This is a genomic window from Rahnella sp. CFA14(1/10) (assembly GCF_004195095.1).
Lineage (GTDB): Bacteria > Pseudomonadota > Gammaproteobacteria > Enterobacterales > Enterobacteriaceae > Rahnella > Rahnella perminowiae.
In genome coordinates, this window is record NZ_SEWS01000002.1 from 17756 (window position 1) to 43842 (window position 26087).

At 55.9% G+C, this 26087-nt stretch carries 21 protein-coding genes; 17 read left to right on the plus strand and 4 right to left on the minus strand.

The features are described from left to right. The first annotated feature begins 205 nt into the window (after window positions 1-205). The 10 genes from EVX52_RS03820 to EVX52_RS03865 all read left to right on the plus strand — a co-directional run bounded on the left by EVX52_RS03820 (window position 206) and on the right by EVX52_RS03865 (window position 11956). Window positions 206-1315, plus strand: coding sequence for a porin (locus EVX52_RS03820; protein WP_129951451.1), 1110 nt, complete (start codon window positions 206-208; stop codon window positions 1313-1315). Window positions 1316-1598: 283 nt separating this feature from the next. Further along, window positions 1599-2609: an N-acetyltransferase DgcN gene (gene dgcN, locus EVX52_RS03825; RefSeq protein WP_129951450.1), complete on the plus strand. Its 1011-nt coding sequence runs from the start codon at window positions 1599-1601 to the stop codon at window positions 2607-2609. Further along, the gene (dgcA, locus tag EVX52_RS03830) at window positions 2609-3574 is read left to right on the plus strand and encodes an N-acetyl-D-Glu racemase DgcA (RefSeq protein ID WP_129951449.1); all 966 of its coding nucleotides are present in this window, start codon (window positions 2609-2611) and stop codon (window positions 3572-3574) included. The genes dgcN and dgcA overlap by 1 nt, the downstream gene beginning before the upstream one ends. Window positions 3575-3604: 30 nt before the next feature. Continuing rightward, entirely contained in the window at window positions 3605-5473 is a 1869-nt protein-coding gene (locus EVX52_RS03835; protein WP_129990624.1) for an ABC transporter ATP-binding protein, read from the plus strand. Between the two features lie 38 nt (window positions 5474-5511). Continuing rightward, window positions 5512-7056, plus strand: coding sequence for a glutathione ABC transporter substrate-binding protein (locus EVX52_RS03840; protein WP_129951447.1), 1545 nt, complete (start codon window positions 5512-5514; stop codon window positions 7054-7056). A gap of 143 nt (window positions 7057-7199) precedes the next feature. After that, the gene (locus EVX52_RS03845; protein ID WP_129990625.1) at window positions 7200-8120 is read left to right on the plus strand and encodes an ABC transporter permease subunit; all 921 of its coding nucleotides are present in this window, start codon (window positions 7200-7202) and stop codon (window positions 8118-8120) included. A 9-nt stretch (window positions 8121-8129) separates the two neighbouring features. Continuing rightward, complete coding sequence (locus EVX52_RS03850) at window positions 8130-9047, plus strand: ABC transporter permease subunit (protein WP_129951445.1); 918 nt, start codon at window positions 8130-8132, stop codon at window positions 9045-9047. A gap of 25 nt (window positions 9048-9072) precedes the next feature. After that, on the plus strand, window positions 9073-10137 hold the full coding sequence (locus EVX52_RS03855) for a P1 family peptidase (protein ID WP_129990626.1): 1065 nt from the start codon (window positions 9073-9075) through the stop codon (window positions 10135-10137). A 90-nt stretch (window positions 10138-10227) separates the two neighbouring features. Further along, window positions 10228-11049: a M55 family metallopeptidase gene (locus EVX52_RS03860; RefSeq protein WP_129951443.1), complete on the plus strand. Its 822-nt coding sequence runs from the start codon at window positions 10228-10230 to the stop codon at window positions 11047-11049. A gap of 7 nt (window positions 11050-11056) precedes the next feature. Next, window positions 11057-11956 carry a LysR family transcriptional regulator gene (locus EVX52_RS03865; RefSeq protein ID WP_129951442.1) on the plus strand — a complete coding sequence of 300 codons (900 nt, stop codon included), beginning with the start codon at window positions 11057-11059 and terminating at the stop codon, window positions 11954-11956. 571 nt (window positions 11957-12527) lie between these two features. Here EVX52_RS03865 and EVX52_RS03870 read toward each other — a convergent pair. After that, complete coding sequence (locus tag EVX52_RS03870) at window positions 12528-13301, minus strand: GntR family transcriptional regulator (RefSeq protein ID WP_129990627.1); 774 nt, start codon at window positions 13299-13301, stop codon at window positions 12528-12530. A gap of 77 nt (window positions 13302-13378) precedes the next feature. Here EVX52_RS03870 and EVX52_RS03875 point away from each other — a divergent pair, with 77 nt between their 5' ends. The 7 genes from EVX52_RS03875 to EVX52_RS03905 are packed head-to-tail and all read left to right on the plus strand — an operon-like array spanning window position 13379 to window position 22081. Then, on the plus strand, window positions 13379-14698 hold the full coding sequence (locus EVX52_RS03875) for a M20 family metallopeptidase (protein WP_129990628.1): 1320 nt from the start codon (window positions 13379-13381) through the stop codon (window positions 14696-14698). Next, the gene (locus EVX52_RS03880; RefSeq protein WP_129990629.1) at window positions 14698-16293 is read left to right on the plus strand and encodes an ABC transporter substrate-binding protein; all 1596 of its coding nucleotides are present in this window, start codon (window positions 14698-14700) and stop codon (window positions 16291-16293) included. Before EVX52_RS03875 ends, EVX52_RS03880 begins: the two co-directional genes overlap by 1 nt. A gap of 15 nt (window positions 16294-16308) precedes the next feature. Then, on the plus strand, window positions 16309-17256 hold the full coding sequence (locus EVX52_RS03885; protein ID WP_129951438.1) for an ABC transporter permease: 948 nt from the start codon (window positions 16309-16311) through the stop codon (window positions 17254-17256). Continuing rightward, a complete protein-coding gene (locus tag EVX52_RS03890) occupies window positions 17249-18076 on the plus strand; it encodes an ABC transporter permease (protein ID WP_129951437.1) in 828 nt (275 codons plus the stop codon). The genes EVX52_RS03885 and EVX52_RS03890 overlap by 8 nt, the downstream gene beginning before the upstream one ends. Next, on the plus strand, window positions 18076-19710 hold the full coding sequence (locus tag EVX52_RS03895) for an ABC transporter ATP-binding protein (protein WP_129990630.1): 1635 nt from the start codon (window positions 18076-18078) through the stop codon (window positions 19708-19710). Before EVX52_RS03890 ends, EVX52_RS03895 begins: the two co-directional genes overlap by 1 nt. A gap of 17 nt (window positions 19711-19727) precedes the next feature. Then, entirely contained in the window at window positions 19728-20951 is a 1224-nt protein-coding gene (locus tag EVX52_RS03900; protein WP_129990631.1) for a M20 family metallopeptidase, read from the plus strand. 14 nt (window positions 20952-20965) lie between these two features. Then, a complete protein-coding gene (locus EVX52_RS03905; RefSeq protein WP_129990632.1) occupies window positions 20966-22081 on the plus strand; it encodes a Xaa-Pro peptidase family protein in 1116 nt (371 codons plus the stop codon). Window positions 22082-22749: 668 nt separating this feature from the next. On the opposite strand, the gene EVX52_RS03910 is transcribed toward EVX52_RS03905, so the two are convergent. The 3 genes from EVX52_RS03910 to EVX52_RS03920 form a co-directional block, all read right to left on the minus strand. Continuing rightward, window positions 22750-23838 (minus strand): iron-containing alcohol dehydrogenase family protein, encoded by a 1089-nt coding sequence (locus tag EVX52_RS03910; RefSeq protein ID WP_129951433.1) that lies wholly within the window; start codon window positions 23836-23838, stop codon window positions 22750-22752. 64 nt (window positions 23839-23902) lie between these two features. Then, window positions 23903-24757 carry a MurR/RpiR family transcriptional regulator gene (locus tag EVX52_RS03915; protein WP_129951432.1) on the minus strand — a complete coding sequence of 285 codons (855 nt, stop codon included), beginning with the start codon at window positions 24755-24757 and terminating at the stop codon, window positions 23903-23905. A gap of 3 nt (window positions 24758-24760) precedes the next feature. Then, complete coding sequence (locus EVX52_RS03920) at window positions 24761-26080, minus strand: MFS transporter (protein WP_129952119.1); 1320 nt, start codon at window positions 26078-26080, stop codon at window positions 24761-24763. Window positions 26081-26087 lie beyond the last annotated feature (7 nt).

A 26087-nucleotide genomic window follows, 5' to 3' on the forward strand; every position in this document is an offset into this window, starting at 1 on the left:
TTGTGTTACAACTCTTTACCCAAAAAAGACTTACCGAAGCGAACTTTTCCATTTTAACTTTTCGTGCTCAGTGTTAAGGTTCAAATCGTTTTACAGACAGACGTATTTAAAAACATGTACAAATACTCACAGCCCGATATTCCAGACATATAAAAGAAAGCGGGCATGAGAACTCCTTTATAAAAAAATCAAGGAAACTTAAATAATGATGAAGCGCAGTGTGTTGGCCTTAGCGGTCTCTTTAATTGCAGTGGGATCTACCGCAAATGCAGCAGAGATTTATAATAAAGACGGTAACAAACTGGACCTTTACGGTCGTGTAACCGCTAAGCATTATTTCTCCGATGACACCAGTTCTGATGGCGACATGACGTATGCGCGTCTGGGCTTTAAAGGCGAAACTCAAATTAACGACACACTGACCGGTTATGGCCAGTGGGAATACAATATTCAGGCTAACCATACTGAAAGTACCTCAACTACCCTGAATTCAGATGGGACTACGAGCAGCCACGGCGGTACCGAAGGGACTAAAACGCGTCTGGGCTTTGCTGGCCTGAAAATTAAAGATTTCGGTTCTATTGATTACGGCCGTAACTACGGTGTGGTTTACGACGCACTGGGCTTCACCGATATGTTGCCTGAGTTTGGTGGTGATACGGCTAACAATGACAACTTCATGGTAGGTCGTTCAAATGGCCTGGCCACTTACCGTAACCAGGACTTCTTCGGTCTGGTTACCGGCCTGAACATTGCACTGCAATATCAGGGTAAAAACGAAAACGACGGTCGTTCAGCGTCTAAAGGCAACGGCGACGGTTACGGTGCATCCATCGATTATGAAGATATCGCAGGTTCTGGTATCGGTGCAGTTATTGCGGGTTCTTCTTCTGACCGTACTAATGCACAAACCAGCTCCGCAATCGGTGCGGGTGATAAAGCTTCTGCATGGGCAACTGCGCTGAAATATGACGCAAACCAGATTTATCTCTCTGCAATGTATAACGAAACCCGCAATCTGGCACCGATCAAGGGTGGTTACGCTAACAAAACTCAGGGTTATGAGTTAGTTGCACAGTACCAGTTCGAAAATGGTCTGCGTCCGTCAATCGGTTACGTGCAGTCTAAAGCGAAAGATGTTGAAGGCGTTGGCGATGCTGACCTGGTCAAATACTTCGAAATCGGTGCGACTTACTACTTCAACAAAAACATGTATACCTACGTTGACTACATGATCAATCAGATCGATGACAACAATAAACTGGGCGTAAGCTCTGACGACATCGTGGCTGTTGCACTGACTTACCGCTTCTAAGTTAGTGGATTACATTATTACCCCATTCTGTGTCTGAAAAAGGTAATCGCAAAGGCAGAGTTCATTGGCTCTGCCTTTTTTTATGCCTGTCATTTCACGTCATTCCTCCTCGTCATCGCTGATTTCCCTTGTCAAATAACCACAATAAATTCATATAGCTAAAGCTATAGCCTCACGTTATACCCTAACGCTAAACAAGTATTCGTCAGCCGGTTTCTCCCGTGGAATATTCTCTGCAGTCCGATTTAATCCTCATTAAAAAAATGTTCCCGGAGAAACTGACATGCAGCAAATTCCAAAGCCGTATCTTTTATTCCTTGGTGATGTGATGGATCCGCTGGCGGCAAAAACGGCGCGCGGTATTCAGGTCTGGCGCCCGGAAGCCTGCATCGGGCAAATCCGTCTGGCGACAGATTCCGTGTCATTAGGCTTGCCGGATCTGGATATCGCCACGGCAAAATTGCAGGGTGCGAAAACTATGGTGCTGGGTACGGCAAACTCCGGCGGCAAACTGCCTGCGCACTGGATTGATTCCATCAAAGCGGCGATCACTGCCGGTTTGAATGTGGCGAATGGCCTGCATCAGGGGCTGAATGACATTCCTGAGCTGGTCGCGCTGGCCGCAGAAAATAATGTGCAACTGTTCGATGTGCGCCACATGCAACCGGCGCTGGATACCGGCACCGGTAAGAAACGCAGCGGTAAACGTATTCTGACGGTCGGCACTGACTGCTCGGTCGGCAAGATGTACACCTCGCTGGCGCTGGAGGCTGCCATGCGCGAGCTGGATTTAAAGGCTGATTTTCGCGCGACGGGCCAGACCGGCGTGCTGGTGGCGGGTGCCGGTATCGCGATTGATGCCGTGATTGCTGACTTTATTTCCGGTGCTGTCGAAGCGCTTTCCCCGGCTAATGATGATGACCACTGGGACATCATTGAAGGGCAGGGTTCGCTGTATCACCCGTCTTTTGCCGGTGTCAGCATGGGCCTGATCCACGGCGCGCAGGCGCATTTACTGGTGATGTGCCATGAACTGGGTCGCCCGCATATGCGCCATCTCCCGCATCAGTTTATGCCGACATTGCGCCAGTGCCTCGATACCAATCTGGCGGCTGCCAGCCTCACCAGCCCAGATGTCAGACTCGCCGGTTTCTCGCTTAATACGTCCTCTGTCAGCGAAGAAGAAGCCAAAATTGCGCTGGCGGAAATCAGCGAAGAGTTCGGCGTACCGGCTACCGATCCGGTGCGTTTCGGGATCAAAAACATCGCGCAATGGATCAAGGAAAACGCGTAATGATTCAGATGACTTTCCAGGCCGTTGAACTGCCGCTGGCAAAACCCTTTGCGATTTCCCGTGGCACGCGTACCGCTGTCACGGTGGTGCGCGTTTCTCTGACCGAGGGTGAATTTACCGCAGTCGGGGAATGTACACCGACCGCGCATTATCAGGAATCCCCGCAAAGTGTGTGCGGGCAACTGGAGCTTATCCGCCCGCAAGTTGAACAGGGGCTGAGTCGCGAAGCGCTGCAACAGGCGTTACCGGCTGGTTCGGCGCGCAATGCCCTCGATTGTGCAATGTGGCGTCTCGATGCGGCAAAACAGGGCAAAGACCTGTGGCAACTGCTTGATATGCCTAAGCCTGTTTCGGTGATTACCGCCGAAACCCTGAGTCTGGATCTGCTGGAAAACATGGCAAATGCCGCCGCTGTGGCCGTCGCCGGTGGCGCGCAACTGCTGAAAATCAAACTCGACCGCGAGCAGATTATCGAGAAAGTGGCGGCCATCCGTGCCGCTGCACCACAGGCTACGCTGGTGGTGGACGCTAACGAAGCCTGGTCGGGTCTGGATCTCGGCAGCCTGTTTCAGGCGCTGTACGAATTGAACGTGGCGATGATCGAACAACCGCTGCCTGCCGGTAATGACAACGATCTGGTGCGTTGTTTGCATCCTGTTCCTGTCTGCGCCGACGAAAGCTGTCATGAACGCGGGGATATCGAAGGGCTGCGTGACCGTTACGAGATGATCAATATCAAGCTCGATAAATGCGGTGGCCTGACGGAAGCCCTGGCCATGACCGAGGTGGCGCGGCAGTTCGGTTTGCGCATTATGGTTGGTTGTATGCTCGGTTCATCCCTGGCGATGGAGGCGGCGCTGCCGGTGGCGGTGCAGGCGGAACGGGTCGATCTTGATGGCCCGATCTGGCTGGCGCAGGACGCCGAACCGGCATTGCGCTATGAAAACGGTGAAGTCTGGCTTTAACAGTTCGGCCTATAAAGGAGGCGTTTATTGATGACAGTGCCCATTTTGCAGATTAACGATTTGTCGGTGACATTCTCCGGCCGGCAAGGCAAAACGCAGGCGCTGAAAGGCGTTTCCTTCTCAGTTAATAAAGGTGAAGTGGTGGCCGTGGTCGGCGAAAGCGGATCCGGCAAGTCCGTCACTTCACTGAGCGTGATGGGGTTGCTGCCGGATTCTGCACATGTCGATGCGGGAAGTATTGCGTTTTTGGGCCGCAACGGTGTGTGCCATACGCTGACGTCATTGCCGGCATCCTCGCGCCGTAAACTGCGCGGGCAGGAAATGTCGATGATTTTTCAGGAGCCGATGACCTCGCTTAATCCTGTGCTGCGCGTGGGCGATCAGCTCACCGAAGGGCTGCTGGATCACGGCCTGGCGAATAAAACCACGGCGCTGAACAAAGCCCGCGAGTTGCTCAAACAGGTTCGCATTCCTGACGTTGAACGTATCCTTAAATGTTATCCGCATGAACTTTCCGGCGGCATGCGTCAGCGTGTGATGATTGCGCAGGCGCTGGCCTGCGACCCGGCGCTGCTGATTGCCGATGAACCTACGACGGCGCTGGATGTCACGGTGCAGGCGCGTATCCTGCAAATTTTGCGCGATCTGCAACAGGGCACTGACATGTCAGTTCTGTTTATCACCCACGATATGGGTGTGGTGGCGGAAATCGCCGATCGCGTGGTGGTGATGTACCAGGGCAAAGTGGTAGAGCAGGGCAGCGTGACGGAGATTTTCGCCAACGCGCAACATCCCTATACCCGCGCCTTACTGGCCGCCGTACCGAAATTAGGTGACATGCAGGGGTTGAAATGGCCGCGGCGCTTCCCGCTTTCAGGAGACAAAACGGGTCCAGCTATTTCGCCAGAAAAGCAATCGGTTGCAGGTGATCTCCCTCACATTCCAGCCGATGACGGGGATCAAAAAACAGCAAATTACACGGCCCCCCCTTTGCTGGATGTACGCGGGCTGCGTGTCTGCTACCCGATCCGTTCCGGCGTATTGTCACGCGTGACCCAGGAAGTGCACGCAGTAGAACAAATCGACTTCTCCCTCTGGCCGGGCGAAACGCTGGCACTGGTGGGCGAGAGCGGGTGCGGCAAATCCACCACCGGTCGCGCAATTTTACGGCTGGTCGGCAGCGAATCTGAAAGCATTCATCTTGAAGGCAAAGAAATTACCCTGATGCGTGACACCCCGTTTCAGGCGGTGCGCCGCCAGATCCAGATGGTGTTTCAGGACCCGTACGCGTCACTTAATCCGCGCCTGACCGTCGGGTTTTCCATTGCTGAACCTTTATTACTGCATGGCCTGAAAAAGTCCCTGGCCGATGCCACCCCTGTGGTCAGTCAGTTGCTGAAAAGTGTCGGTCTTGAACCTTCCCATGCGCGGCGTTACCCGCATGAATTTTCCGGCGGCCAACGTCAGCGCATCGCGATCGCACGCGCCATGGCATTACAACCACAGGTAATTATTGCCGACGAGGCCGTGTCGGCGCTGGATGTGTCAGTTCAGGCGCAGGTCGTCAATCTGATGATGGATCTTCAGCGTGAGACCGGCGTTGCCTGGTTGTTTATTTCGCATGACATGGCGGTAGTGGAAAGGATCGCTAACCGGGTGGCGGTGATGTACAGCGGACAGATTGTTGAAATTGGCCCGCGTGACGCAGTGTTTAGTAATCCTCAACATCCTTATACCCGGCGTCTGCTCAGTTCGGTACCGGTGGCGGATCCGACACAACGTGCTTTACGCAATTTTGATGATGAGGAAGTGAAATCGCCGGTGCATCCGGCGGGTGTACAGATAGAAAAACGTCAATATTCCCGCGTCAGTGAACATCACTGGGTCGCACAGGGATAACTCACTCTTCTTTTTTTTGGGACACACAGGAGAACACCATGCATCCGACTTTAGTGCGCAAAAGCCTGCTTGCCGCCGGACTGGCGCTTTGTTTTGCCGCGTCGGTTCAGGCCAAAGATCTGCGTATTTCCATGTACGCTGACGTCACCGGTTTTGACCCGCACGACACCACAGATACGCTGAGCTATTCCATTCAGAGCGGCATTTTTGAGCGTCTGTTCCAGTTCGACAGCAAAATGGCTGTTGTGCCGGTGCTGGCAACGGATTACACCAGCAACAGTGATGCCACCGAATTTACCCTTAATCTGCGCCATGACGTGACGTTCCAGGACGGCACGCCGTTCAATGCGGATGCGGTAAAAATTAACCTTGATCGTCTGGCAAATCCTGCCAATCATCTCAAGCGCAACTCCTTGTTCAGCATGATTAAATCTGTTGAAGTGCTCAGCCCGTATCAGGTGAAAATTACGCTGAACAAACCTTTTGGAGCCATGATTAACACCCTGGCGCACCCGTCTGCGGTGATGCACAGCCCGGCGTCATTAAAACAATACCCGAATGAACAGGATCTGAGCGTACATCCGGTGGGAACCGGCCCGTTTAAGTTTGTGGAATGGCAGCAGGGTAAAGACGTCAAACTGGTGAAATACGACAATTACTGGCAGAAAGGCTGGCCGAAAGTGGATGCCGTCACGTTATATCCGACGCCGGAAGACTCCACTCAGGTGGCGAAACTGAAATCCGGCGGTGTGGACGCGGTATATCCGTTGCCGTCCGATCTGGTGGATACCGTGAAAAGCGATCCGAAACTGGATATTGCCGAAGATCCGGGCATCTATCTGTATTACATCGCCTTCAATACGCAGAAAAAAGAGTTCTCGGATGTGCGTGTCCGTCAGGCGATTAACTACGCTATCGACCGTAATCTGTGGCTGAAAGTCGGTTTTGCCGGTCTGGGTTCGCCGTCTACTTCGCCGCTGCCGAAAAATGTCCAGTTCTATCAGAAACAAACCACGCCGGATTACAGCTACAACATCGCCAAAGCGAAAGCGCTGATGAAAGAAGCCGGTTACGGGAACGGCTTTGATGTTGAAATGTGGAGCTCGAACAAAACCGACCGAATCCGCAGCGCGCAATTCCTGAAACAGCAACTTTCTCTGATTGGCGTGCGTGTGAAACTGGTGCCGATGGATGCCGGAACGCTGACCCAACGCCTGTGGAGCACGCCGAAACCGGCAGATGCCAAAGTGGAAATGTATTACGGCGCCTGGTCAGCCTCGACCGGCGATGCAGACTGGGCGCTGCGTCCGCTGTTCGCCACCGAATCCTGGATCCCGTCGGCCTATAACGTCTCTTATTACAGCAACAAACAAGTGGATGCGGCGATCACCGCCGGTCTGCAAACCGCTGACGTCGAAAAACGTAAAGCGGCTTATGCCGATGCGCAGAAATTGTTGTGGGCGGATGCACCGGTGGCCTATCTCGGCGTGCCTGACAACCTGGTGGGCAAGAGCAAAGATCTCTCCGGTGTTTACATGCTGGCCGACGGCTCGCTGATTTTTAATCAGGCACAGTTTAAATAATTTTTTTTGCTCCTCCCCCTGCGAAGGGGGAGGCTGGGAGGGGGTTTAGCAGGCAACTTCAGATTCAGAGTTGCCGTTAATACCCCACCCCAACCCTCCCCTTCGCAGGGGAGGGAGTTTACTGAATTCAGGGAATCATTTTTATGCTGACCTACTTTATCCGCCGGATACTGGAAATGATCCCCGTCTTACTGGTGGTGTCATTACTGGTTTTCGGATTTATCAAACTGCTGCCGGGCGATCCTGCGCGTATTTATGCCGGTCAGGATGCAACGGTTGAAGCGGTTGAGTCAGCGCGTCAGTTGCTGGGTCTGAACGATCCGCTGCCTGCACAGTACTGGCACTGGCTGGACGGCATGGTTCATGGTGATCTGGGCATGACTTACCGCACGCGTCAGCCGGTATTAAGTGTGATTGAAGGCGGTTTTATGCCAACGCTGCTGCTGGCGCTGGCGGGCTTCGCGTGGTCGGTGGTGCTGGGGCTGGTGATTGGTGTTGTCTGCGCACTGAAACGCGGAAAATGGCAGGACTGGACACTGATGAGCATGGCGGTCGGCGGCATTTCCATGCCGCCGTTCTGGCTCGGATTGTTACTGATCCAGTTTGTTGCCATGCCGTTCGGGGTATTCGCCGTCAGCGGATTTAACCAGCCAGCCGATATCATTTTACCGGCAATCACGCTGGGTTCGTCGGTGGCGGCGGTCATGGCACGTTTCACCCGCTCGGCGTTTCTTGATGTGGCGCAGGAAGATTATGTGCGCACCGCGAATGCCAAAGGGTTACGTGCCCGGCTGGTGACGTGGAAGCACATCATGCGCAATGCACTGATCCCCATTATTACCATGCTTGGCCTGCAATTTGGTTTCCTGCTCGGCGGCTCGATTATCGTCGAAAGTGTCTTCAGCTGGCCGGGGCTGGGCTGGTTACTGATCGAGTCCATCAAAACGCAGGATCAGCCGGTGATTCAGGCACTGGTCATGCTGTTTGTCTTTGAATTTATTGTGATAAACCTGCTGGTTGACATGCTGTATGCGGTGGTCAATCCGGCTATCCGTCTGCGTTAGGAGCTGATTATGACCGATCCTGTCTCTTCTGCGGGAGAAATCCGACCGGCTGAGCCGGCCTCGCAGAACGATAACATCCGTTCACCGTGGTACGACTTTTTCCATACCTTTATCCGTCATCCGATGGCGCTGATATCGGGGGGATTCATCCTGCTGCTGGTATTTGTCGCGGTGTTCGCACCCTGGCTGGCGCCTTTTGACCCGATGACACCGGACTGGATGGCGCTCGGCGCCGGTCCGACGCCGCAACACTGGTTCGGCACGGACGATTTAGGTCGCGATGTCCTCAGCCGTATCATTTATGGCGCGCGTATCTCCCTTTATGTGGGTATTTTTTCAGTCACGCTCGGCATGGCTGCCGGTGTGATACTCGGGCTGCTGGCCGGATATTACGGCCGCTGGCTGGATATGCTGATCATGCGCGGCTCCGACGTGCTGTTTGCCTTCCCCGGTATGTTGCTGGCGATTGCCGTGGTGGCTATTCTGGGGCCGGGGCTGAATAATGTGATTATCGCGGTCGCCGTTTTCAGTGTGCCGGTATTTGCCCGCATCGTACGTGCGGCCACGTTATCGATTAAACACAGTGCCTATGTCGAAGCGGTTCGCTGCATCGGTGCACCGGACAGAGTGGTAATTTTACGCCATATTCTGCCGGGCACGCTCTCAAACGTTATCGTCTATTTCACCATGCGTATCGGCACCAGTATTCTGACCGCAGCCAGCCTGAGTTTTATCGGTCTGGGGCCGGAACCGGATGTACCGGAGTGGGGTAATATTCTGGCGATGAGCCGTAATATGATGATGGCAGGCAAATGGAACGTCAGCGTGTTCCCCGGACTGGCAATATTCCTCACCGTCCTGGCATTCAATCTGCTCGGTGATGCGCTGCGTGACACGCTGGATCCTAAACTGAAAAAGTCATCGTGAAATGAATATCTGATACGGGAAACTGATGCATCTGCAAGAATGTGAAGACGAATTTCAGCAGCAGGCGCTGTCTGCCTTACTGCAACGCTGGCGCACCACACGCCAGATTTTCCGCCCGCGATTTCCGTGCGGCGCGACCAATGCCATAACCGACGTCGCCGGTGTGAGTATCGGTCACAGCACCTTAGCGGCTGGCGATGTGCAGACCGGCGTCACGGCCATTGTGCCGCCTGGCGATAATTTGTATGAAAAACCCCTGCCTTGCGGTGTGGCGGTATTAAACGGTTTCGGTAAACCGATGGGGCTGATTCAGGTGATGGAACTGGGTGAGCTGCAAACGCCGGTTTTGCTCAGTAATACGTTTGCCACGGGCACGTTGTTTAACGCGCTGATAAAGCGCAGCTGTCAGCAATTTCCGCAAATGGGGCGTCCGGATGCCACCATCAATCCGGTTATCCTGGAATGCAACGATTTCTATCTTAATGATATCCAGGCGATGGCGGTCAGTGAAGACGACGCGCTGGCCGCACTGGACACCGCGGCAAATACCTTCGCCCGTGGCAGCGTAGGGGCCGGACGGGGCATGAGCTGTTTCGGCTTAAAAGGCGGTATCGGCACGGCCTCGCGCCGGTGTGAAGCACTCAACGCCACATTGGGCGTTCTGGTGCTGGCGAATTTTGGCAAACTCTCGGAACTGACGCTTGACGGCATACGCGCCGGAGAAGCCATCGCACAAATCCAGCCGCAACTGGCACCGCAGGCAGATGCCGGTTCAGTGATCATTGTGATGGCCTGCGACCGCTATCTCGACAGTCGCCAGCTTAGCCGCATCGCCAAACGCGCCGGTGCCGGACTGGGACGTCTTGGCAGTTACTGGGGGCATGGTTCAGGGGATATTGCGCTGGCATTCTCGACGCAACGTGACGGTGTCACGCTGCCTGATGCGCAACTGGAATCTTTACTGGCGCTGGCGGCAGACGCGACAGAACACGCTATTATTGATGCCTTACTGAGTGCTGAAACCGTCTGCGGATTCGACGGCCATTACCGTCTGGGGTTAAGTGAAGTATTAGATAACCTGGCGAACTAGCTTTACTCCTTTCCTTCTCTCGGGGGGAAGGCCGGGCTGGGGTGTGGGTTTACCCTCCGCCTGATAACTACACCACATAGGGAACGACTGATGAAAGTGTTTATCTCTGCGGACATTGAAGGTATTGCCGGTGTCATGCGTCCTGAACAGTGCAGCCCGGGACATGCGGATTACGACGCCGCCCGTGCGCTGATGGAAGGTGAAGTTAACGCCGCCATTGATGGCGCGTTTGCCGGTGGCGCGATGGAAGTGACGGTGGCCGACAGCCATGCGATGATGCAAAATCTGCGCGCCGATAAAATCGACCCGCGCGCCCGGCTGGTACAGGGCAAACCACGCGGATTGTCGATGGTCGAAGGGCTGCAACAACAGCAATACGACGGCCTGATGTTTGTCGGCTATCACACCGCCGCAGGCGAAAACGGCGTTCTGGCGCATACTATCAATGGCCGTGCCTTTTACCGCGTCAAACTCAACGGCAACGTGGTGGGTGAAAGCGATTTATACGCCGCTGCCGGTGCGGAACTGAACGTTCCTTTATGGCTGGTGACCGGCGATGATCATCTTGAAACCTGGATCCGCCGTTATTATCCGGAATCGCAGTATGTCTGCGTCAAACGTGCGATTTCCGCCAATGCTGCGGAATCTGACAGTCCGTCGATTGCCTGCGCGAAAATCCGCAAACAGGCGACGATCGCCGTCAGCAAACCTGCACCGCTTACCGCCGCCAGATTCAGTGCCCCGTATCATCTCGAACTGATGGCCGCGAAACCGGTTCTGGCAGATTTGTTCGGCCTGATCCCCGGCGTCGAGCGTCTCGATGCCGTTACTGTCGGTTATCACAGCCCGACGGTGGCAAATATTATCAGCCTGTTAAGTGCTTTCTCATACTTAGCGACCACCCAGAAATAGGGCAGCAATGCGCTTACGCCACATTGAAGTGTTTCAGGCCGTGTTACAGGCGGGCAGCGTCAGCGGGGCGGCACGCCTGCTGAACGTCTCGCAACCGAATGTCAGCCGCGTGCTGAATCACGCCGAACAGCAACTGGGTTTCGCGCTGTTTGACCGCACACCGCAGGGGCTGATTGTGACGCCGGAAGGGCGGCGGCTAATGCCGGAAGTCGAAGCGTTATTCAGCCATATTCAGGCCATCGGTGAGCTGGCGGAACAGTTGCGTCAGGGCGAAGGCCAGCATGTGCGCATCGGTTCGGCGCATGCGCTTGGCCACAGCGTGATGGCACCGGTGTTAGTGGATTTTCGTCGTCAGACCCCCGGCGGCAGTGTTGAACTGGTCACCGGCCATTTCAATACGCTGAGTCAGGATCTGCTGCAATATAAAATGGATTTTGCGCTGGCGTTTGGCGAGCAGGCTACGCAGGAGCTGATTGCCGAGTCTATTTATCAGGCCAATATGGTCGCGCTGTTGCCTAAGGATTCTCCGGTCGAAGGGCCGGTATCACTGGCATGGTTGTGCGCGAACGATCTGCTGATGTTGCAGCAACAGGATCCGCTGGGGCAGGTGCTCAACCGCGTCCTGCGCGAGAACGGCCTGATGTCACACTCTGCGTTGTATATCAAAACCTACTCGGTGATCGCCGACATGGTGCTGGCGGGCGGCGGTGTCGGTGTGGTTGATACGTTTACCGCCCGGCGGTATATCGGTCAGTTGAAGATTGTTGAGGTTGTGGAACCGCTGCCGTTTGAAGTGATTTTGCTGAGCAGGCGGGACCAGCCAGCATCGCAGGCGGCGATCAGGCTCAGACAGTTGATCAGGCAGAAAGTGGGGGAGTTGAAAGGGGGGCCTTTCGATCCCGTTTAGTTTTTAATTTCAAATTCAAATTCAAGGTCGTGGGCGTCGGCCCACACCGACTTGGGGGGCGGCTTATCGCCGCCGCCCCCCAAGACCCCCCGGGCTCTTTCACTGCGCGCTCCGCTCGCTGGCTATGTTTCAGTGAGCGTAGTGATAGCCGCAAAATCCCGCCGCTGCGCGGTTCCCTCCCATCGGGTTACAACCCGCGCAAAAACACGCGCGGTTTTCCACCTCTCGTCCGGCGGTCTTTTGGAACCGGCCTCAGGCTTCAACTGCACAACTTCACTGATTTTGTCTTTTAAAAAAGCCAAAGGCGATTCAGAAATCTTGCTGAACGGAGCGGCTTCGAGACCTATGGCTCGAAGACCGAGAGAAGGCACCGCGCAGCGGCAAGATTTCCAGCCTGTCGCTGTGCTACCTGAAACATAGCCAGCGAGCGAAGCGCGCAGTGAAAAAGCGCGGGAGTCCAGAGGGCGCGCGCTTACGCGTCCTCTGGGCCAGTGTGGGCGGCGAGCCCACGACCTTGAATTTGAAGTTGAAGTTGATTTTAAAGCGGCCCCGTTGCAGCCGCCCCCTGCAACTACCGGATCTCATTCACATACATAAAATGATCTGTGCTGAACCGGTGGTGCGCCATGATCACCGGCACGGCACTTTGATCAAACGACACTTCGTCGATCACCATCACCGCGTGTGGCGCTTCAAGCTCCAGCCATTTCAGGTCGTCTGCATCGGCCATTTCAGCGATCAACTGCTCGCGCACTGCCGCCACGCGGACACCGTATTTTTCCAGCAGAAAACGGTACAGCAGCGGAGGCAAATCACTGGCAGCAGGGAAATCCGGCAGGCGTTCTGCCGGTAACACCAGCCGTTCGTGCATGGCAGGAATGCCTTTTACCCGGCGTAAACGACGGATGCGGATAACCGGTGCGCCGTCGTCAATTTGCAGCTTTTCAGCCTCACGGGCACTGGCCTGGCCGGTCTGGTGATCGAGCAAAATCGTCTCGGAGTTCAGCAGTGCGCCATCACGGCCATGCAGGCGGAAATACTGGAAGAAATAACTGAGATTGTGCAACGGTGCCCAGCCGGTGACCACGGTGCCCGTCTTGCGACGCCGCATCAGCATGCCTTCTGTGGTCAGCGCCGACAGCGCTTTGCGCACCGTACCGACCGAAACCCCGAAATCAGCCGCCAGCGCGTTTTCACTCGGTAAAACCGTGCCCGGCGGCAGCTCGCCAATCAGAATAGATTCGCTGATGTGACGTTTCACCACTTCGTATAACGGCGCGGATTCCCTTTCACTTAACCGGCCAAAAGGGGAAGCGTCCTGCTCTGCTTTATTTTGTTGTGTCATACCTGATTACCTATTGACCTGAACGGGTATCTGCTTTATCTATAAACTATATAGAAATAGAATGAAGCGAGTATAGCATGTCGTGCGAAGGAAGTTTGCAAATTGCGCTGGACTCCATCCGGCAGGACGAAACCGCCATTTTACAGGATCTCAGCCAGATGCTGGCAGTGGATACCTGCTTCCCCCCGGGCACCGGTTATCCGGCATTTGCCGCCCTGATGGAATCTCTGCTGGAGCCGATGGGCTTTGCCTGTCAGCGCGTCAGCGTGCCGGAAAATCTGTGGCAAACGCCGGACGGCAGCGCACAGGGTGAGAGGGTCAATGTGATTGCTACGTTACCGGGCAGCGCGACCGAAGCCTGTAATCTCTATTTTCATGTGGATACCGTGCCTGCCGGTGATGGCTGGAATTACCCGCCGCTGGCGCTTACCCAGGCGGAGGGCAAACTGATTGGCCGCGGTGCCGCTGACATGAAAGGCACGATTGTCGCGACACTTGCAGCAATTCGCGCTGCGCAACGTCACGGGCTGGTGCTGAAATTTAATCCGGTTCTGCTGTTGTGTACCGATGAGGAAGGCGGGCTGTATCCCGGTGTGCGTTATCTGGCAGAGCAGAAATTATTTGCCGGTCATATGCTGAGCTTTAACGGCGGGGCGGTGCCGCGTATCTGGGGGGGCTGCTTCGGCAGTATCGATCTCAAAATTTGTATCACCGGCCGCTCGGCGCATTCCGGCGATCCGGTGGGTGGCATTAATGCTATTGAAGAAAGCCTGCCGCTGATGAATGCGCTGCATGCGCTGAAACACGATGTCGAACAACGTGCCTCAGCCATGCCTGCGCCGCCACATTTTGAAGGACGGCCGCTCACGTCCCGTCTCACCCTGGCGGCCGCGCAGGGCGGTGGCAAAGGCTCGACCATTCCCGCGCGCTTTGAACTGCTGGTCAACCGCCGCTATTCGCCGGAAGAACCTTTTGAAAGGGTCTTTAAAGAACTCACCGGCTGCATCACCCAGGCCATGAAAGACTCAGCCGCGCTGTCAGTGGAGTATCACCTGATTGGTCATCTGGCCCCGGTCAGTGATCCAACCGGACCCCACTGGCCGCGCTGGCTTGCAGCACTCGGTCAGGGTTTTGGTTTCCACGCAAACGATTTCGCTGTCTGGGGTTCTTCCACCAGTTCTGACATGGGTTGGGTTCAGCAGGCAGGCATTCAGGAAATATTACTCGGCGGGCTTGCCCGGCCGGAAAACCGTATCCATGCATCGGATGAATATACAACCATGCAGGACGTCGTCGCGTTATCGCAGTCCATTCTTGCTTATTTAGCTTCTGATTTTATTCCCACAGAAAATTCGCCAACCCAGGGCTTTTCGAATTCCGCAGAGAGGGTTCAATAATGTGTGCAATGAAAGGCGTTAACCGCCGTCAGTTTATCGCAGGATCTACCATTCTCACCGGCGCGGCACTGTTACCGTGGTCGGGTAATGTTGCCGCTGCCGTGTCCAGCGCCACCGGTTCCAGCGGTTCACCGCGCAAAGGTGGAGTACTGCGCATCAGTGTGGACCAGGCGGCAGGCATGCTTAATCCGCAGCAGGCGCGCGTCAATCCGGAATATCTGGTGGCCGAATTGCTGTACAGCGGCCTGACCCGTCTGACGCAGGATATGAAAGCTGAAGCGGATTTAGCCGCGTCCTGGACAGCCAGCGACGATCTGACGCAGTGGACTTTTATCCTGCGCCAAAATCTCAGTTTCCATGACGGCTCTGCCTGTACGTCTGCTGATGTCGTCGCCAGCCTGAACGCCATACTTGACCCGAAAAATGCCTCTCCCGGCCAGCACAATATCGGTCCGATCAAAACAGTGACCGCACCGGATGCCAGCACTGTGGTGATTAGCACCGACGGTCCTTACGCCGATCTGCCAGTGATGCTGGCCTATCCCGATGCGAAGATTATTCCTGCGGCGATTGCGGGCGGCCAGCTTGAACGTCTGAGCAAGGAAGCCATCGGCACCGGGCCGTTCAGACTGGTGTCGTTTGACCCTGAACGCCTGATTGTGGTTGAGCGTAATCCGCATTATTACGACCCGTCACGTCCGCATCTGGATCGCGTTGAAGTGGTGGTTTATCCGGATGCAATCGCTGAAGGCTCCGCGCTGATTGCCGGTGACACCGATCTGATGCTTTCCGCCGCCTCTACCGAATTTGCGCGCCTGTCAAAATCTTCCGGCATAGTGCCGCTGCGTGTGCCGTCCGGTCAGTTCCTCAACGTGAACATGGGGTGTGACACCAAACCGTTTAACGATGTGCGCGTCCGTCAGGCGCTGGCGCTGTGTGTGGATCGCAAGGCTACCGTGGATTTTGTCGCCGAAGGCTACGGCACGGCAGGCAACGATACCCCGCTTAACACAGCCTATCCGTATTACCTGAATGAGCCGCTGAAAGCGCCGGATTATGCCAAAGCCAAAGCATTGCTGAAAGATGCCGGGTATCCCGACGGAATTGATCTGACGCTGATCGCTTCGGATAAACCCTCCACCCGCACCCAGCTCGGGATTGCACTGCGTGAAATGGTCAAACCGGGCGGTTTTCGCATTAAGGTGCAGACGATGGCACACAGCACCTACCTCGACCAGGTATGGAAAAAAGGCAATTTTTACGTTGGCTTCTACAACATGCAACCCACACCGGATGCGGTCTTCTCGCTGCTTTACACCTCAACGGCCTCGTGGAATGAGACCCGCTGGAATAACGCTGAATTTGATGCGGCGGTAAAAGCGGCGCGTGAAACCGCCGATCCGGCAAAACGCACCGTACTTTACGGCAAGGCACAGAAGCTGATGCACGACGACGTGCCGTCGCTGATCCCGGCATTCTTCGATTTGCTGGCGGCAGGGCGGGATTACGTTGCCGGTTATCAGCTTCATCCGCGCGGTGCGGTGTTCCGTCTTGATCATGTGTGGCTGACGGCGAAAGCCCCGACCCGAAAATAGCAGGGGGCATTGAGAGTGACGGCGAGTTATCTGTTTAAACGTTTCATGCTGGTGATTTACACCCTGCTGGTGGTGTCGCTGCTGGTGTTTGGGATCACGCAATTGTTACCGGCGGATGCCGCCGTAACCCTGCTGGGGCAGAACGCCACGCCGGAAGCGCTGGCTGCCGTGCGTGCGCGTCTCGGACTCAGTGATCCGGCGTGGCTGCAATACTGGCACTGGCTGCACGGCGTGCTGCACGGTGATTTCGGCGTCTCGATGCGTAATGGTTTGCCGGTGGCGCCGACCATTATGGCCGCGCTCGGGCGTTCCCTGCTGCTGGCGGTCTGTGCACTGTTGCTGATGCTGGTGGTCGCGATTCCGCTGGGGATCTGGGCGGCGGTCCGTCGCGGGAAACTGGCCGATATGCTGGTCAGCGTACTGTCATATGTCGGCATTTCTTTTCCGGAATTCGTGACCGCCACATTGTTGTTGCTGCTGTTTGCTGATGTCTGGCAGATCCTACCCGCGACCGGTTATGTACCCCTGACGGAGGATTTCCGGGGTGGCATCAGTCATCTGATCCTGCCGTCGGTGACAGTAGCAATGATTCTGGTGGCCCATGTTTCACGCATGGTGCGTTCGGAGATGGTCGATGTGTTGCAGACCGATTATATCCGCGCCGCACATCTCAAAGGTTTGTCGCGCCGCAGGATTTTGTGGCGTCACGCGCTGCGTAACGGCCTGCTGCCCACCATCACTATTGTGGCGCTTGACGTGGGTTATCTGCTTGGTGGCATCGTGGTGGTGGAAGAAATTTTCGCCATTCCGGGGATTGGTCGCGAACTGATCGTGGCCGTGCAGGCACGGGATTTACCCACCATTCAGGCCGGGGTATTAATCCTTGCCGCGACCTATTCCGTCGTTAATTTCCTGGCCGATCTGGCCTATGTTTTCCTCGATAAACGGATCAGTTATGCGTGATGTGATGAAGCATTTAATCCGTTCGCCGCAGGGCGCTGTCGGGTTGTTTATCTTAACGGTGGCTGCGCTGATGGTGTGCGGCGGGGCGCATATCGCGCCTTATGATCCGGAATCTATTTCTATTCTGGCACGGTACAAAGCACCTTCAGCAGAACACTGGTTCGGTACCGATCAGCTCGGGCGCGATATTTTCAGCCGTGTGATGGTCGGTGCGCGCGCCACCATTGTGCTTTCACTGCTGGCGACACTGATGTCGATGGTAATAGGTGCCGTGATCGGCACAGCCAGCGCCTATCTGGGCGGCAAAACCGACGAAGCCATTATGCGCACAATGGACGCGGTCATGTCGATCCCGAGTCTGTTGTTTGCGCTGCTGATTGTCAGCACCCTCGGTCAGAGCAGCTTCAATGCGGTACTGGCGATCACCATCGCATTTGTGCCCGGCATGGTGCGCATTGCCCGCAGCGTCTCGCTGGCTGCGCGTCAGCAGGATTACATCAGCGCGGCGATTGCCCGTGGTGAAGCCACGCACTACATCATTTTGCGTGAAATGTTGCCCAATATTGTCGCGCCGATCATCGTGGAAGCCACTATCCGCGTGGCCTTCGCCATCATGTTGTTTGCCACACTGAGTTTTCTCGGCCTTGGCGCACAACCGCCGGAGCCGGAATGGGGGCTGATGGTGTCAGAAGCCCGCGCTTATTTCTTTAATGCGCCGTGGATGATGCTGATACCAGGTGTAGCGATCGCGCTGGTGGCGGTTGGTTTTAATCTGCTGGGCGATGGCCTGCGCGATGCGCTTAACCCAAGGAGCCACTGATGAGCGAAGCCGTATTAGCGATAGAGAATTACAGCCTCGATTACCTGCTGCCTCATGCCGAACCGTTACAGGTTTTGCAGGACATTTCACTCAGTGTGCAGCGCGGCGAAGTGGTCGGGCTGGTAGGGGAGTCCGGTTCGGGTAAAACCACACTGGGCTGGTCGGTAATGCGTTATATGGCGACGAATGCGCGGGAACGCAGCGGGCGTATATTGCTGGCGGGCGAAGATTTATGCCAGATGGCGAAACCGCAGCTTGAAAACCTGCGTGGCGGCAAACTCGGCATGATTTTTCAGGATCCGGGCGCCTCGCTGAACCCGACGCTGACACTGGGTGAGCAGGTGACCGAAGTGCTGATCCGCCATCGCGGGCTGGATGCCAGACAGGCACGGGAGCTGGGCATTGAGTTGCTTGGCAACGTCGAGCTGAAAAATCCGGCGGCGATGATGAAGCGTTATCCGCATCAGGTTTCCGGCGGCGAAAAACAGCGGGTACTGATCGCCACGGCGTTTGCCTGCGAACCGCAATGTCTGATTTTCGATGAACCGACGACCGCTCTCGATGTCATCAGTTCGGCACAAATTCTGGCGCTGTTTGCCCGCCTGCGTGAAGAAACCGGTGTTGCCTCGCTGTATATCTCGCACGATCTGGCACTGGTGTCGGCCGTGGCAGACCGTGTTTGTGTGCTTGAAAAAGGCCACATCGTTGAACAGGCCAGTGCACGCACACTGTTCCTTTCGCCGCAACATGCTTACACGCAAAAGCTGGTGGCGGCAGTGCCGGATCCCGCTCACCGTCTGACAGATGCCGTGCCGGTTTGCGCGCAGCCGTTACTCAGCCTGCAAAACATCAATATTGATTATGGTCGTCACGGTTTGCTCGACCGGCTGTTTCGCCGTGAAAACGGCAAAACCCGTGCCGCATCGGATGTCAGCCTGACGGTGCATCGCGGGGAAATCGTCGGCGTGGTGGGTGAATCCGGTTCCGGTAAATCGTCGCTGGCGAAAGCGCTGACCGGGCTGGTGCCGTTCAGCGGTAAGGTTGATTTCAGGGGGTATAACCTGTTTGGCCGTGCGGAAATGGACAAAGACTACCGCCGCCGTGTGCAGATGATTTTCCAGCATCCGGATGCCTCCCTCAATCCGCGTCAGCGTATCGGCGAGATTATCGCCCGTCCGTTGCGTTTGTACGGTTTGCCGGACGGCGAAACCGAGGCGCAGGCCGTAGCGCGTTTGCTGGAAGATGTGCGTCTTCCAGCCAGCTTCGCCCGGCGTTTTCCGCATGAACTTTCCGGCGGACAGAAGCAACGTGTGGCGATTGCCCGGGCATTTGCGCACCCACCCGAACTGGTGATATGCGATGAAATCACCGCCGCGCTGGATGTCTCCGTACAGGCGACGGTCATCGAATTATTGCTGGAACTGCGCCGTCGTTACGGCACCGCTTACCTGTTTATTACTCACGATCTGAACCTGATCCGCCAGATTGCACACCGTGTGGCGGTGATGTATCGCGGGGATTTACTGGAAGTGCTGCCGGGCGACGCCATGGTGCAACACGCCAGTCATGATTATACGAAGGCGTTGCTGGCGGCGGTGCATACGCCCGAAACGGCCGTTACAGACCATCTTTGATACTGAAAGGGTTACACATGAATTCTCAACAATTACTGGCCGCCATTGACGATGATTATTGCCTGAATTTTCTGTCGCGGATGGTACAGCACAAGAGTTACAGCCAGACAGACGGCGAGCGCAGACTGGCAGAGTACATGGCCAGCCAGATGCAGATGCTCGGGCTTGAGACGCAGCTGCAACCGGTGCCGGGTGAGCGTCTGAACGCCATTGGTACGCTGCGCGGAGAGGGCGGCGGCCATAGCCTGTTGTTCAACGGCCATCTCGATACCAATCCGGTGACCGAAGGCTGGACGGTGGATCCGTGGGCAGGAAAAATCGATGATGAATTCATCTATGGCATCGGTGTTTCCAATATGAAAGCCGGTGATGCCGCGTATTTTTGCGCGCTGAAAACGCTGATCGACAATGGCGTGAAACTCAAAGGTGACGTGATCCTGACTTATGTGGTCGGCGAGTTGCAGGGCGGGATCGGCACCATTGCGGCCATCGAACAGGGCATCCGGGCGGACTATTTTATTAACTCAGAACCGACTGATGTGCAGGCGATGACCATGCACGCCGGGTCGCTGATGTTCACCATCGAACTGACCGGCGACACGCGCCATCTTTCAAAACGCGAAGAAGCGGTTGATGCCATACAGGCGGCCATCAGGCTAATCCCGCAAATCAATAACATCACCTTTACCGGTGCGGAAACGGACGATCACCGCAAGATTAACCGTGGGCATGTCGGCACCATTCACGGTGCGCTGGGGCGTGATTTAGAGGAATGGCGTCCGCCGCAGGTGGCTGACTTTGTGCGCCTCAGCGGGTCTGCGCGTTTTGCACCGGGGCAAACTGTCGATACCGTACTGGCCGATTTACAGGCGCTGCTCGATAACCTGTGCGGTGAATTCCCCGGCCTGCAGGCGGAACTGTTTGATGACGGTAAACGTCATCGCCCGACCATGCTGCCATTCGAAGTGTCACCGGAGTCCCTCATCGTTAAAGCGGTGAACCGTGCCTATCAGACGGTGCGCGGTGAACAACAGCCCACCGGAGTTATCACGCCACCGGCATTTTATGGCACTGACGCCGCGCATTTCTATCAGATGCTGGGCATGGAAGGCGTGGTATGCGGGCCCGGCGGCAAGTTCAACACCATGCCGGACGAGCGGGTTCACATTAAAGATTTCCTCGATACCGTGCGGGTTTATCTGCTGGCCATCCTCGAAATTTGTCAGCCGGTTGACGCCTGAAAGAGGATAAACGGATGTCGATGCCTGTGAATCTGGCGGCACTGAGCCGCCTGCGTGATGCCATGCGCATGGCTGATGCAGAAGTGATGCTGGTTGACAGCGGGGAACTGCTGGCATGGCTGACGGGTTTTACCGTATCGGAAACGCTGTACCGTGCCTGTCTGGTGCCGCTGAGTGGTGAGCCCTGGATCGTGTTACGCCAGCTTGATGAAGCGCCTTGTCGTCAGTTGAGTTGGTTTCGTGACGTTGTCACTTACTCTGACCATCAGGATCCGTGGAAATGCGTGGCAGACAGTCTTATTGCCCGGGGATATCGCGATTGCCGTCTTGGGGCGGATACCCGTTCGTATGGCATGACGGTGGATACCTGGCAGCAGCTTTCCGAATATTTACCTGATGCTGTCTGGCGGCCGATGCCGGGTGTCAGTGATCGTATACGGCAGGTGAAATTCCATTACGAGCTGGACAGTCTTCAGCAGGCGGCGTTTATCGCCGATACCACCTTTCTGGCGCTGAAAGAGCAGGTGAAAGCGGGCTGGCGCGTGCGGGATGTGGCTTCGCTGGCGGCGGGGGTCTTCCTTTCCGAAGGCGCGGATACCGGCGAAACGGGGCCTGTCGTCCGTTCCGCCGGTGACAACGGTTTTCTGCATGCGCAGACGCACGAGGACATTATCCGCGACGGCGACATTCTGCATGTGGAGCTGATCCCGAAGGTAAAACATTACAGTGCCCGCCTGATGCGCCCGTTTATTTCTGGCGGTGTAAGCGCAGAGCGGCAGCATATCGCCCGTCAGCTGATTGCCCTGCAGGATGCGCAGATCGCCGCGATGAAGCCAGGTGCAAGAGCCAGTGATGTCGATGCGATTTTACGCAACGGCGTGCTCGCCGCCGGTTTACGTGCAGAATATGGCAATGTTACCGGTTATGCGCTCGGACTTTACACTCGTACGCCGCGTCCGAGTGATTTCTCGCACTGTTTCACGCCGGCGGCCGACTGGCGGCTTGAAGAAAACATGGTATTTCATATGTACACCTCGGCGGCAGGACTGGCGTTCAGCGAGACGGTCGTGGTGAGGCCGGAAGGCGGAATCAGAATGAGCCGGTTACCGAGGGAAGTGATGGAGATTTGAAAAAAAGGGGGGCCTTTTTGAATCCCGGCTTAATTTCAAATTCAATTTCAAATTCAAATTCAAATTCAAATTCAAATTCAAATTCAAGGTCGTGGGCGTCGGCCCACACCGACCTGGGGGGCGGCTTATCGCCGCCGCCCCCCAAGACCCCCCCGGCTCTTTCACTGCGCGCTCCGCTCGCTGGCACTGTTTCAGTGAGCGTAGTGATAGCCGCAAAATCCCGCCGCTGCGCGGTTCCCTCCCATCGGGTTACAACCCGCGCAAAAACATGCGCGGTTTTCCACCTCTCGTCCGGCGGTATTTTGGAACCGGCCTCAGGCTTCTACGTCGCAACCTTACTGATTTTGATATGCAAAGCGGATTGGTTTTGACTTTAAAATCGTGCGGGCGTTTCAGAAAGCTTGCTGAATGAGAGGTTGCAGACCCTAGGCTGCAATCCCGAAATGAAGGCACCGCGAAGCGGCAAGATTTCCAGCCTGTCGCTGCGATACCTGAAACATAGCCAGCGAGCGGAGCGCTTGTTGAAAAAGCGAGGAGGAATCCAAAGGAGGAAAAGCACTTTCCTCCTTTGGGCGGTTTCGGCGCAACCCGATAAGTGATCACGGCAATTGAGAAACCGAAACTTTCACCATTTATCTTTCAAAAACGTTCTGATGTGCGTTCTCACATCAATTAATTTTTGCCCCGAGTCTCTCCACTCTTTCTACCGCACCTCTGACATCTTCAAATGTAATATCACCTGGCATGTTCGCCATATCCGGTGTGGTGAGGCTGCGGTCGATAATCACGGCCAGATCCTGCTCTGTCAGCCCTGTGGCGATATGCGCTAACTGCGTCGGTATGGCACTGGCGCGGGCCAGCGCGAGAGCGGCCAGCAGTTCATCGTCGCTGCGGTTTTCCAGTGCCAGCAGGCACAGGTTACCGTAACCGACCAGCAAACCATGAGGAATATGGCGGGTTTTCGGACAGGCGGTGAAGCCTTCGTAGAGTGCATGAGAAGCACCGGTGTGAGCGCCGTTACTCATGACTGAGGTCAGACCGGCGTAGAGGAAAATAGCATCGAGCACCTGTTCGAGCGCGTTATTGGCTTTACCGTCCTGCACCGCGAAACAGGCGCCGGCGGCGAAATGCCTGATGAGGGTATAACACAATTCACTGTGGGTTCTGGCGACGCCCGCCAGGCCGGTCAGCTGGCTGAGATCGCTGATGGCGCGGTATTCATACCATTTTGCCAGCGTATCGCCGATACCTGCCGAGAGCCATTGCAGCGGTGAGGTTGCCAGCAAATCCGCATCGATCACTACCGCTGCGGGGCCACTGGACAAGGGCATCATGTCGCGGAATTCCCCATTCTGATGATAACGGAACGCCAGCGAGGTCACCGCCGAACAGGTGCCCGCAATGCCCGGCAGGGTTACAACCGGAATATTGCACGCCACGCCTGCCGCTTTAGCGGTATCCAGAGCTTTGCCGCCGCCGGTGGCGATAATCACCTCCACGCCCTGTGTACGGAAAACGTCCGCCAGACGGTTGATTTCTTCCTGACAACACACGCCGTTGAAGATTTCACTGCCGAGATAACTGACCATCTGCTGTTCAAGCTGATCCGCGACTTTCGCTTCGACACTGGCAATGGCGCGTTTGCCGCCCACTAACATTGCCCGCTGGCCTAAGCGCCCGCACATCGCGCCCAGATGTTTTATGGCGCCGCGCCCGCGCAGTACGCTGGCAGGAAAGACCAAACGATGGGTGAACATGCATGCCCTCATAAACTCCGGTGTTTTATGAAGTATAGAAGGCGTGCCGGAGAACGTAAGAATATCAGCGGCGTCGCCTGCGTACGGCATCATGGGTTTTACGCAAGGCGTCGCGCGCACCCGGAAGGCGCTGGGCGACACCGATAAACAGGCAGTCGATGATCAGCAGCTGGCTGGTACGGCTCGCCATCGCCGCTGCGCGAAAACCCATTTCACGATTGCTGGTTCGCAGCACGACATCTGCTTTACGGGCGAGGGCAGCCCGGCCGTTAGCGGTAATGGCAAGCGTTTTCGCGCCTGCCGCTTTTGCCTGCGCAAGGGCTTCAATCACATCCGCTGTCTGACCGGAGTGGGAAATCGCCAGCGCAACATCCGCAGCTGTTAACTGACAGGCGCTGACCAGACTTTCATCACTGCTGCCAAAAGTCTGGGCGACAACGCCGATGCGTCGCAATTTCTGACAAAAATCCTGCGCCACCAGTGCCGAGGCACCGGCACCGTAAATATCAATCCGGTGCGCCTGTGCAAGCAGGCTGACTGCCTGCTCCAGCGTGGCTGCGCTGAGGAGTTGCGTGGTTTCGGTCGCGCCTTTGACCTCGAACTCCAGCAGTTTTTGCAGTATCTGTTTGGGCGGATCATTGTCGCTGATATCCGCCGCCAGCGGCATTCCGGCGGGCATCGGGCTGGATGATTCTGCGGCTAATGCCAGACGCAGCGCCGGATAGCCGCTAAAACCCAGCCGTTTGCTGGTGCGCACCACCGTGGCAGTGCTGGTTTCGGCGTATTTCGCCAGTTCTGTCACGCCCATGTTGGCCACACCCGGCGGATCAAGGCGGATAAGAGTGATGATCCGCTTTTCCGCCGGCGAGAAGCTGCCCTGTAATGCGTTCAGACGCGACTGCAAATGCGTGTCGTTCATCGCTTATTCATCCAGATCACGCAAATGATCATCCTTGCGCAACGTCATCAGTGCAAACAGGCTGACCAGACAGGTAGCGACTACGTAATAGGCCGGAATATCCAGATTGCCGGTTTCTTTGATAAGACCGGTAATAATCAGCCCGGCACAGCCTGAAAACACGGCATTCGACAGGGAATAGGATAATCCCAGACCGGTATAACGCACGCGGGTCGGGAACATTTCTGCCAGCATCGCCGGGCCGGGACCGGCAATCATTCCTATTGTTGCGCCGGCAATCAGCACTGCAATACCTTTCACCAGCAGGCTGCTTTGCGGGTTTTGCAGCAAATGCAGCAGCGGGAAACTCAGCACAATCACGGCGAAGACGGCAATCATCATGACCTTTTTACGGCCGATTTTATCGCTCAGCCAGCCGGAAGGCAGGATGGCCAGCGCGAAACCGACATTCGCCAGCACGGTGGCGACCAGCGCCTGTAAAAAAGTGGCGTGCAGGGAAGTTTGCAAATATGACGGCATGACCACCAGGAAGGTATAACCGCCCGCCGACCATCCCATCATGCGGCCAATTCCCAGTGCGATGGCTTTGGCAGTAGCGACAGCCGACGCTTTTCCGGCTGCCGTTTTTTGTACTTCAGGTTCGTCTTTCTGACTGGCGACAAAGTTCGGCGTTTCATCAAGCTTCAGGCGCAGGTACAGCGCCACCAGCCCCATCGGCAGGGCCAGCAGGAACGGAATCCGCCACCCCCAGTCTTTCATTTGTGCTTCAGGAAGGGTCTGGACCAGCAATGCCACCAGCGCCACGCCGGTCAGCAGACCCAGCGACACGGTAAACGACTGCCACGCGCCATAAATACCGCGTTTACCTTTCGGCGCGAATTCGGTCATCAGGGAGACCGCTCCGCCGAATTCACCGCCGGCAAACAGGCCCTGGAACATACGCATCAGGGTCAGTAATAACGGGGCGGCCACGCCAATCTGCGCGTAAGTCGGCAGCAGACCAATGATCGCGGTGGCCAGCGTCATCAGCAGAACGACGGCAATCAGTGTCGGTTTACGGCCGATGCGGTCACCGATACGCCCGAAGATGATCGCACCAATCGGGCGGCAGAAAAACGCCAGCGCGAACGACGCATAAGTGAGCAGTAAACCGGTCATGCCGGTCTGGCCTTCCAGGGTGAAAAAGTTACCGGCAATCAGGGTCGCCAGATAACCGTAAACGCCAAATTCATACCATTCGATAAAATTACCGACCGAACCGGCGACGAGGGCGCGGCGTGACTGACTGGCGGTGGCTGGGGAAATCTGTCCGGTGCGGGTCATCATTAAC

What these genes read in the sequence shown, in the direction of transcription:
- EVX52_RS03845 (WP_129990625.1), top strand. Translation starts at nt 7,200, where the DNA reads ATGCTGACCTACTTTATCCGCCGGATACTGGAAATGATCCCCGTCTTA.
- EVX52_RS03860 (WP_129951443.1), top strand. Translation starts at nt 10,228, where the DNA reads ATGAAAGTGTTTATCTCTGCGGACATTGAAGGTATTGCCGGTGTCATG.
- EVX52_RS03875 (WP_129990628.1), top strand. Translation starts at nt 13,379, where the DNA reads ATGTCGTGCGAAGGAAGTTTGCAAATTGCGCTGGACTCCATCCGGCAG.
- EVX52_RS03820 (WP_129951451.1), top strand. Translation starts at nt 206, where the DNA reads ATGATGAAGCGCAGTGTGTTGGCCTTAGCGGTCTCTTTAATTGCAGTG.
- EVX52_RS03840 (WP_129951447.1), top strand. Translation starts at nt 5,512, where the DNA reads ATGCATCCGACTTTAGTGCGCAAAAGCCTGCTTGCCGCCGGACTGGCG.
- EVX52_RS03880 (WP_129990629.1), top strand. Translation starts at nt 14,698, where the DNA reads ATGTGTGCAATGAAAGGCGTTAACCGCCGTCAGTTTATCGCAGGATCT.
- EVX52_RS03915 (WP_129951432.1), bottom strand. Translation starts at nt 24,757, where the DNA reads ATGAACGACACGCATTTGCAGTCGCGTCTGAACGCATTACAGGGCAGC.
- EVX52_RS03865 (WP_129951442.1), top strand. Translation starts at nt 11,057, where the DNA reads ATGCGCTTACGCCACATTGAAGTGTTTCAGGCCGTGTTACAGGCGGGC.
- EVX52_RS03890 (WP_129951437.1), top strand. Translation starts at nt 17,249, where the DNA reads ATGCGTGATGTGATGAAGCATTTAATCCGTTCGCCGCAGGGCGCTGTC.
- EVX52_RS03850 (WP_129951445.1), top strand. Translation starts at nt 8,130, where the DNA reads ATGACCGATCCTGTCTCTTCTGCGGGAGAAATCCGACCGGCTGAGCCG.
- EVX52_RS03900 (WP_129990631.1), top strand. Translation starts at nt 19,728, where the DNA reads ATGAATTCTCAACAATTACTGGCCGCCATTGACGATGATTATTGCCTG.
- EVX52_RS03895 (WP_129990630.1), top strand. Translation starts at nt 18,076, where the DNA reads ATGAGCGAAGCCGTATTAGCGATAGAGAATTACAGCCTCGATTACCTG.
- EVX52_RS03920 (WP_129952119.1), bottom strand. Translation starts at nt 26,080, where the DNA reads ATGACCCGCACCGGACAGATTTCCCCAGCCACCGCCAGTCAGTCACGC.
- dgcN (WP_129951450.1), top strand. Translation starts at nt 1,599, where the DNA reads ATGCAGCAAATTCCAAAGCCGTATCTTTTATTCCTTGGTGATGTGATG.
- EVX52_RS03905 (WP_129990632.1), top strand. Translation starts at nt 20,966, where the DNA reads ATGTCGATGCCTGTGAATCTGGCGGCACTGAGCCGCCTGCGTGATGCC.
- dgcA (WP_129951449.1), top strand. Translation starts at nt 2,609, where the DNA reads ATGATTCAGATGACTTTCCAGGCCGTTGAACTGCCGCTGGCAAAACCC.
- EVX52_RS03855 (WP_129990626.1), top strand. Translation starts at nt 9,073, where the DNA reads ATGCATCTGCAAGAATGTGAAGACGAATTTCAGCAGCAGGCGCTGTCT.
- EVX52_RS03910 (WP_129951433.1), bottom strand. Translation starts at nt 23,838, where the DNA reads ATGTTCACCCATCGTTTGGTCTTTCCTGCCAGCGTACTGCGCGGGCGC.
- EVX52_RS03835 (WP_129990624.1), top strand. Translation starts at nt 3,605, where the DNA reads ATGACAGTGCCCATTTTGCAGATTAACGATTTGTCGGTGACATTCTCC.
- EVX52_RS03870 (WP_129990627.1), bottom strand. Translation starts at nt 13,301, where the DNA reads ATGACACAACAAAATAAAGCAGAGCAGGACGCTTCCCCTTTTGGCCGG.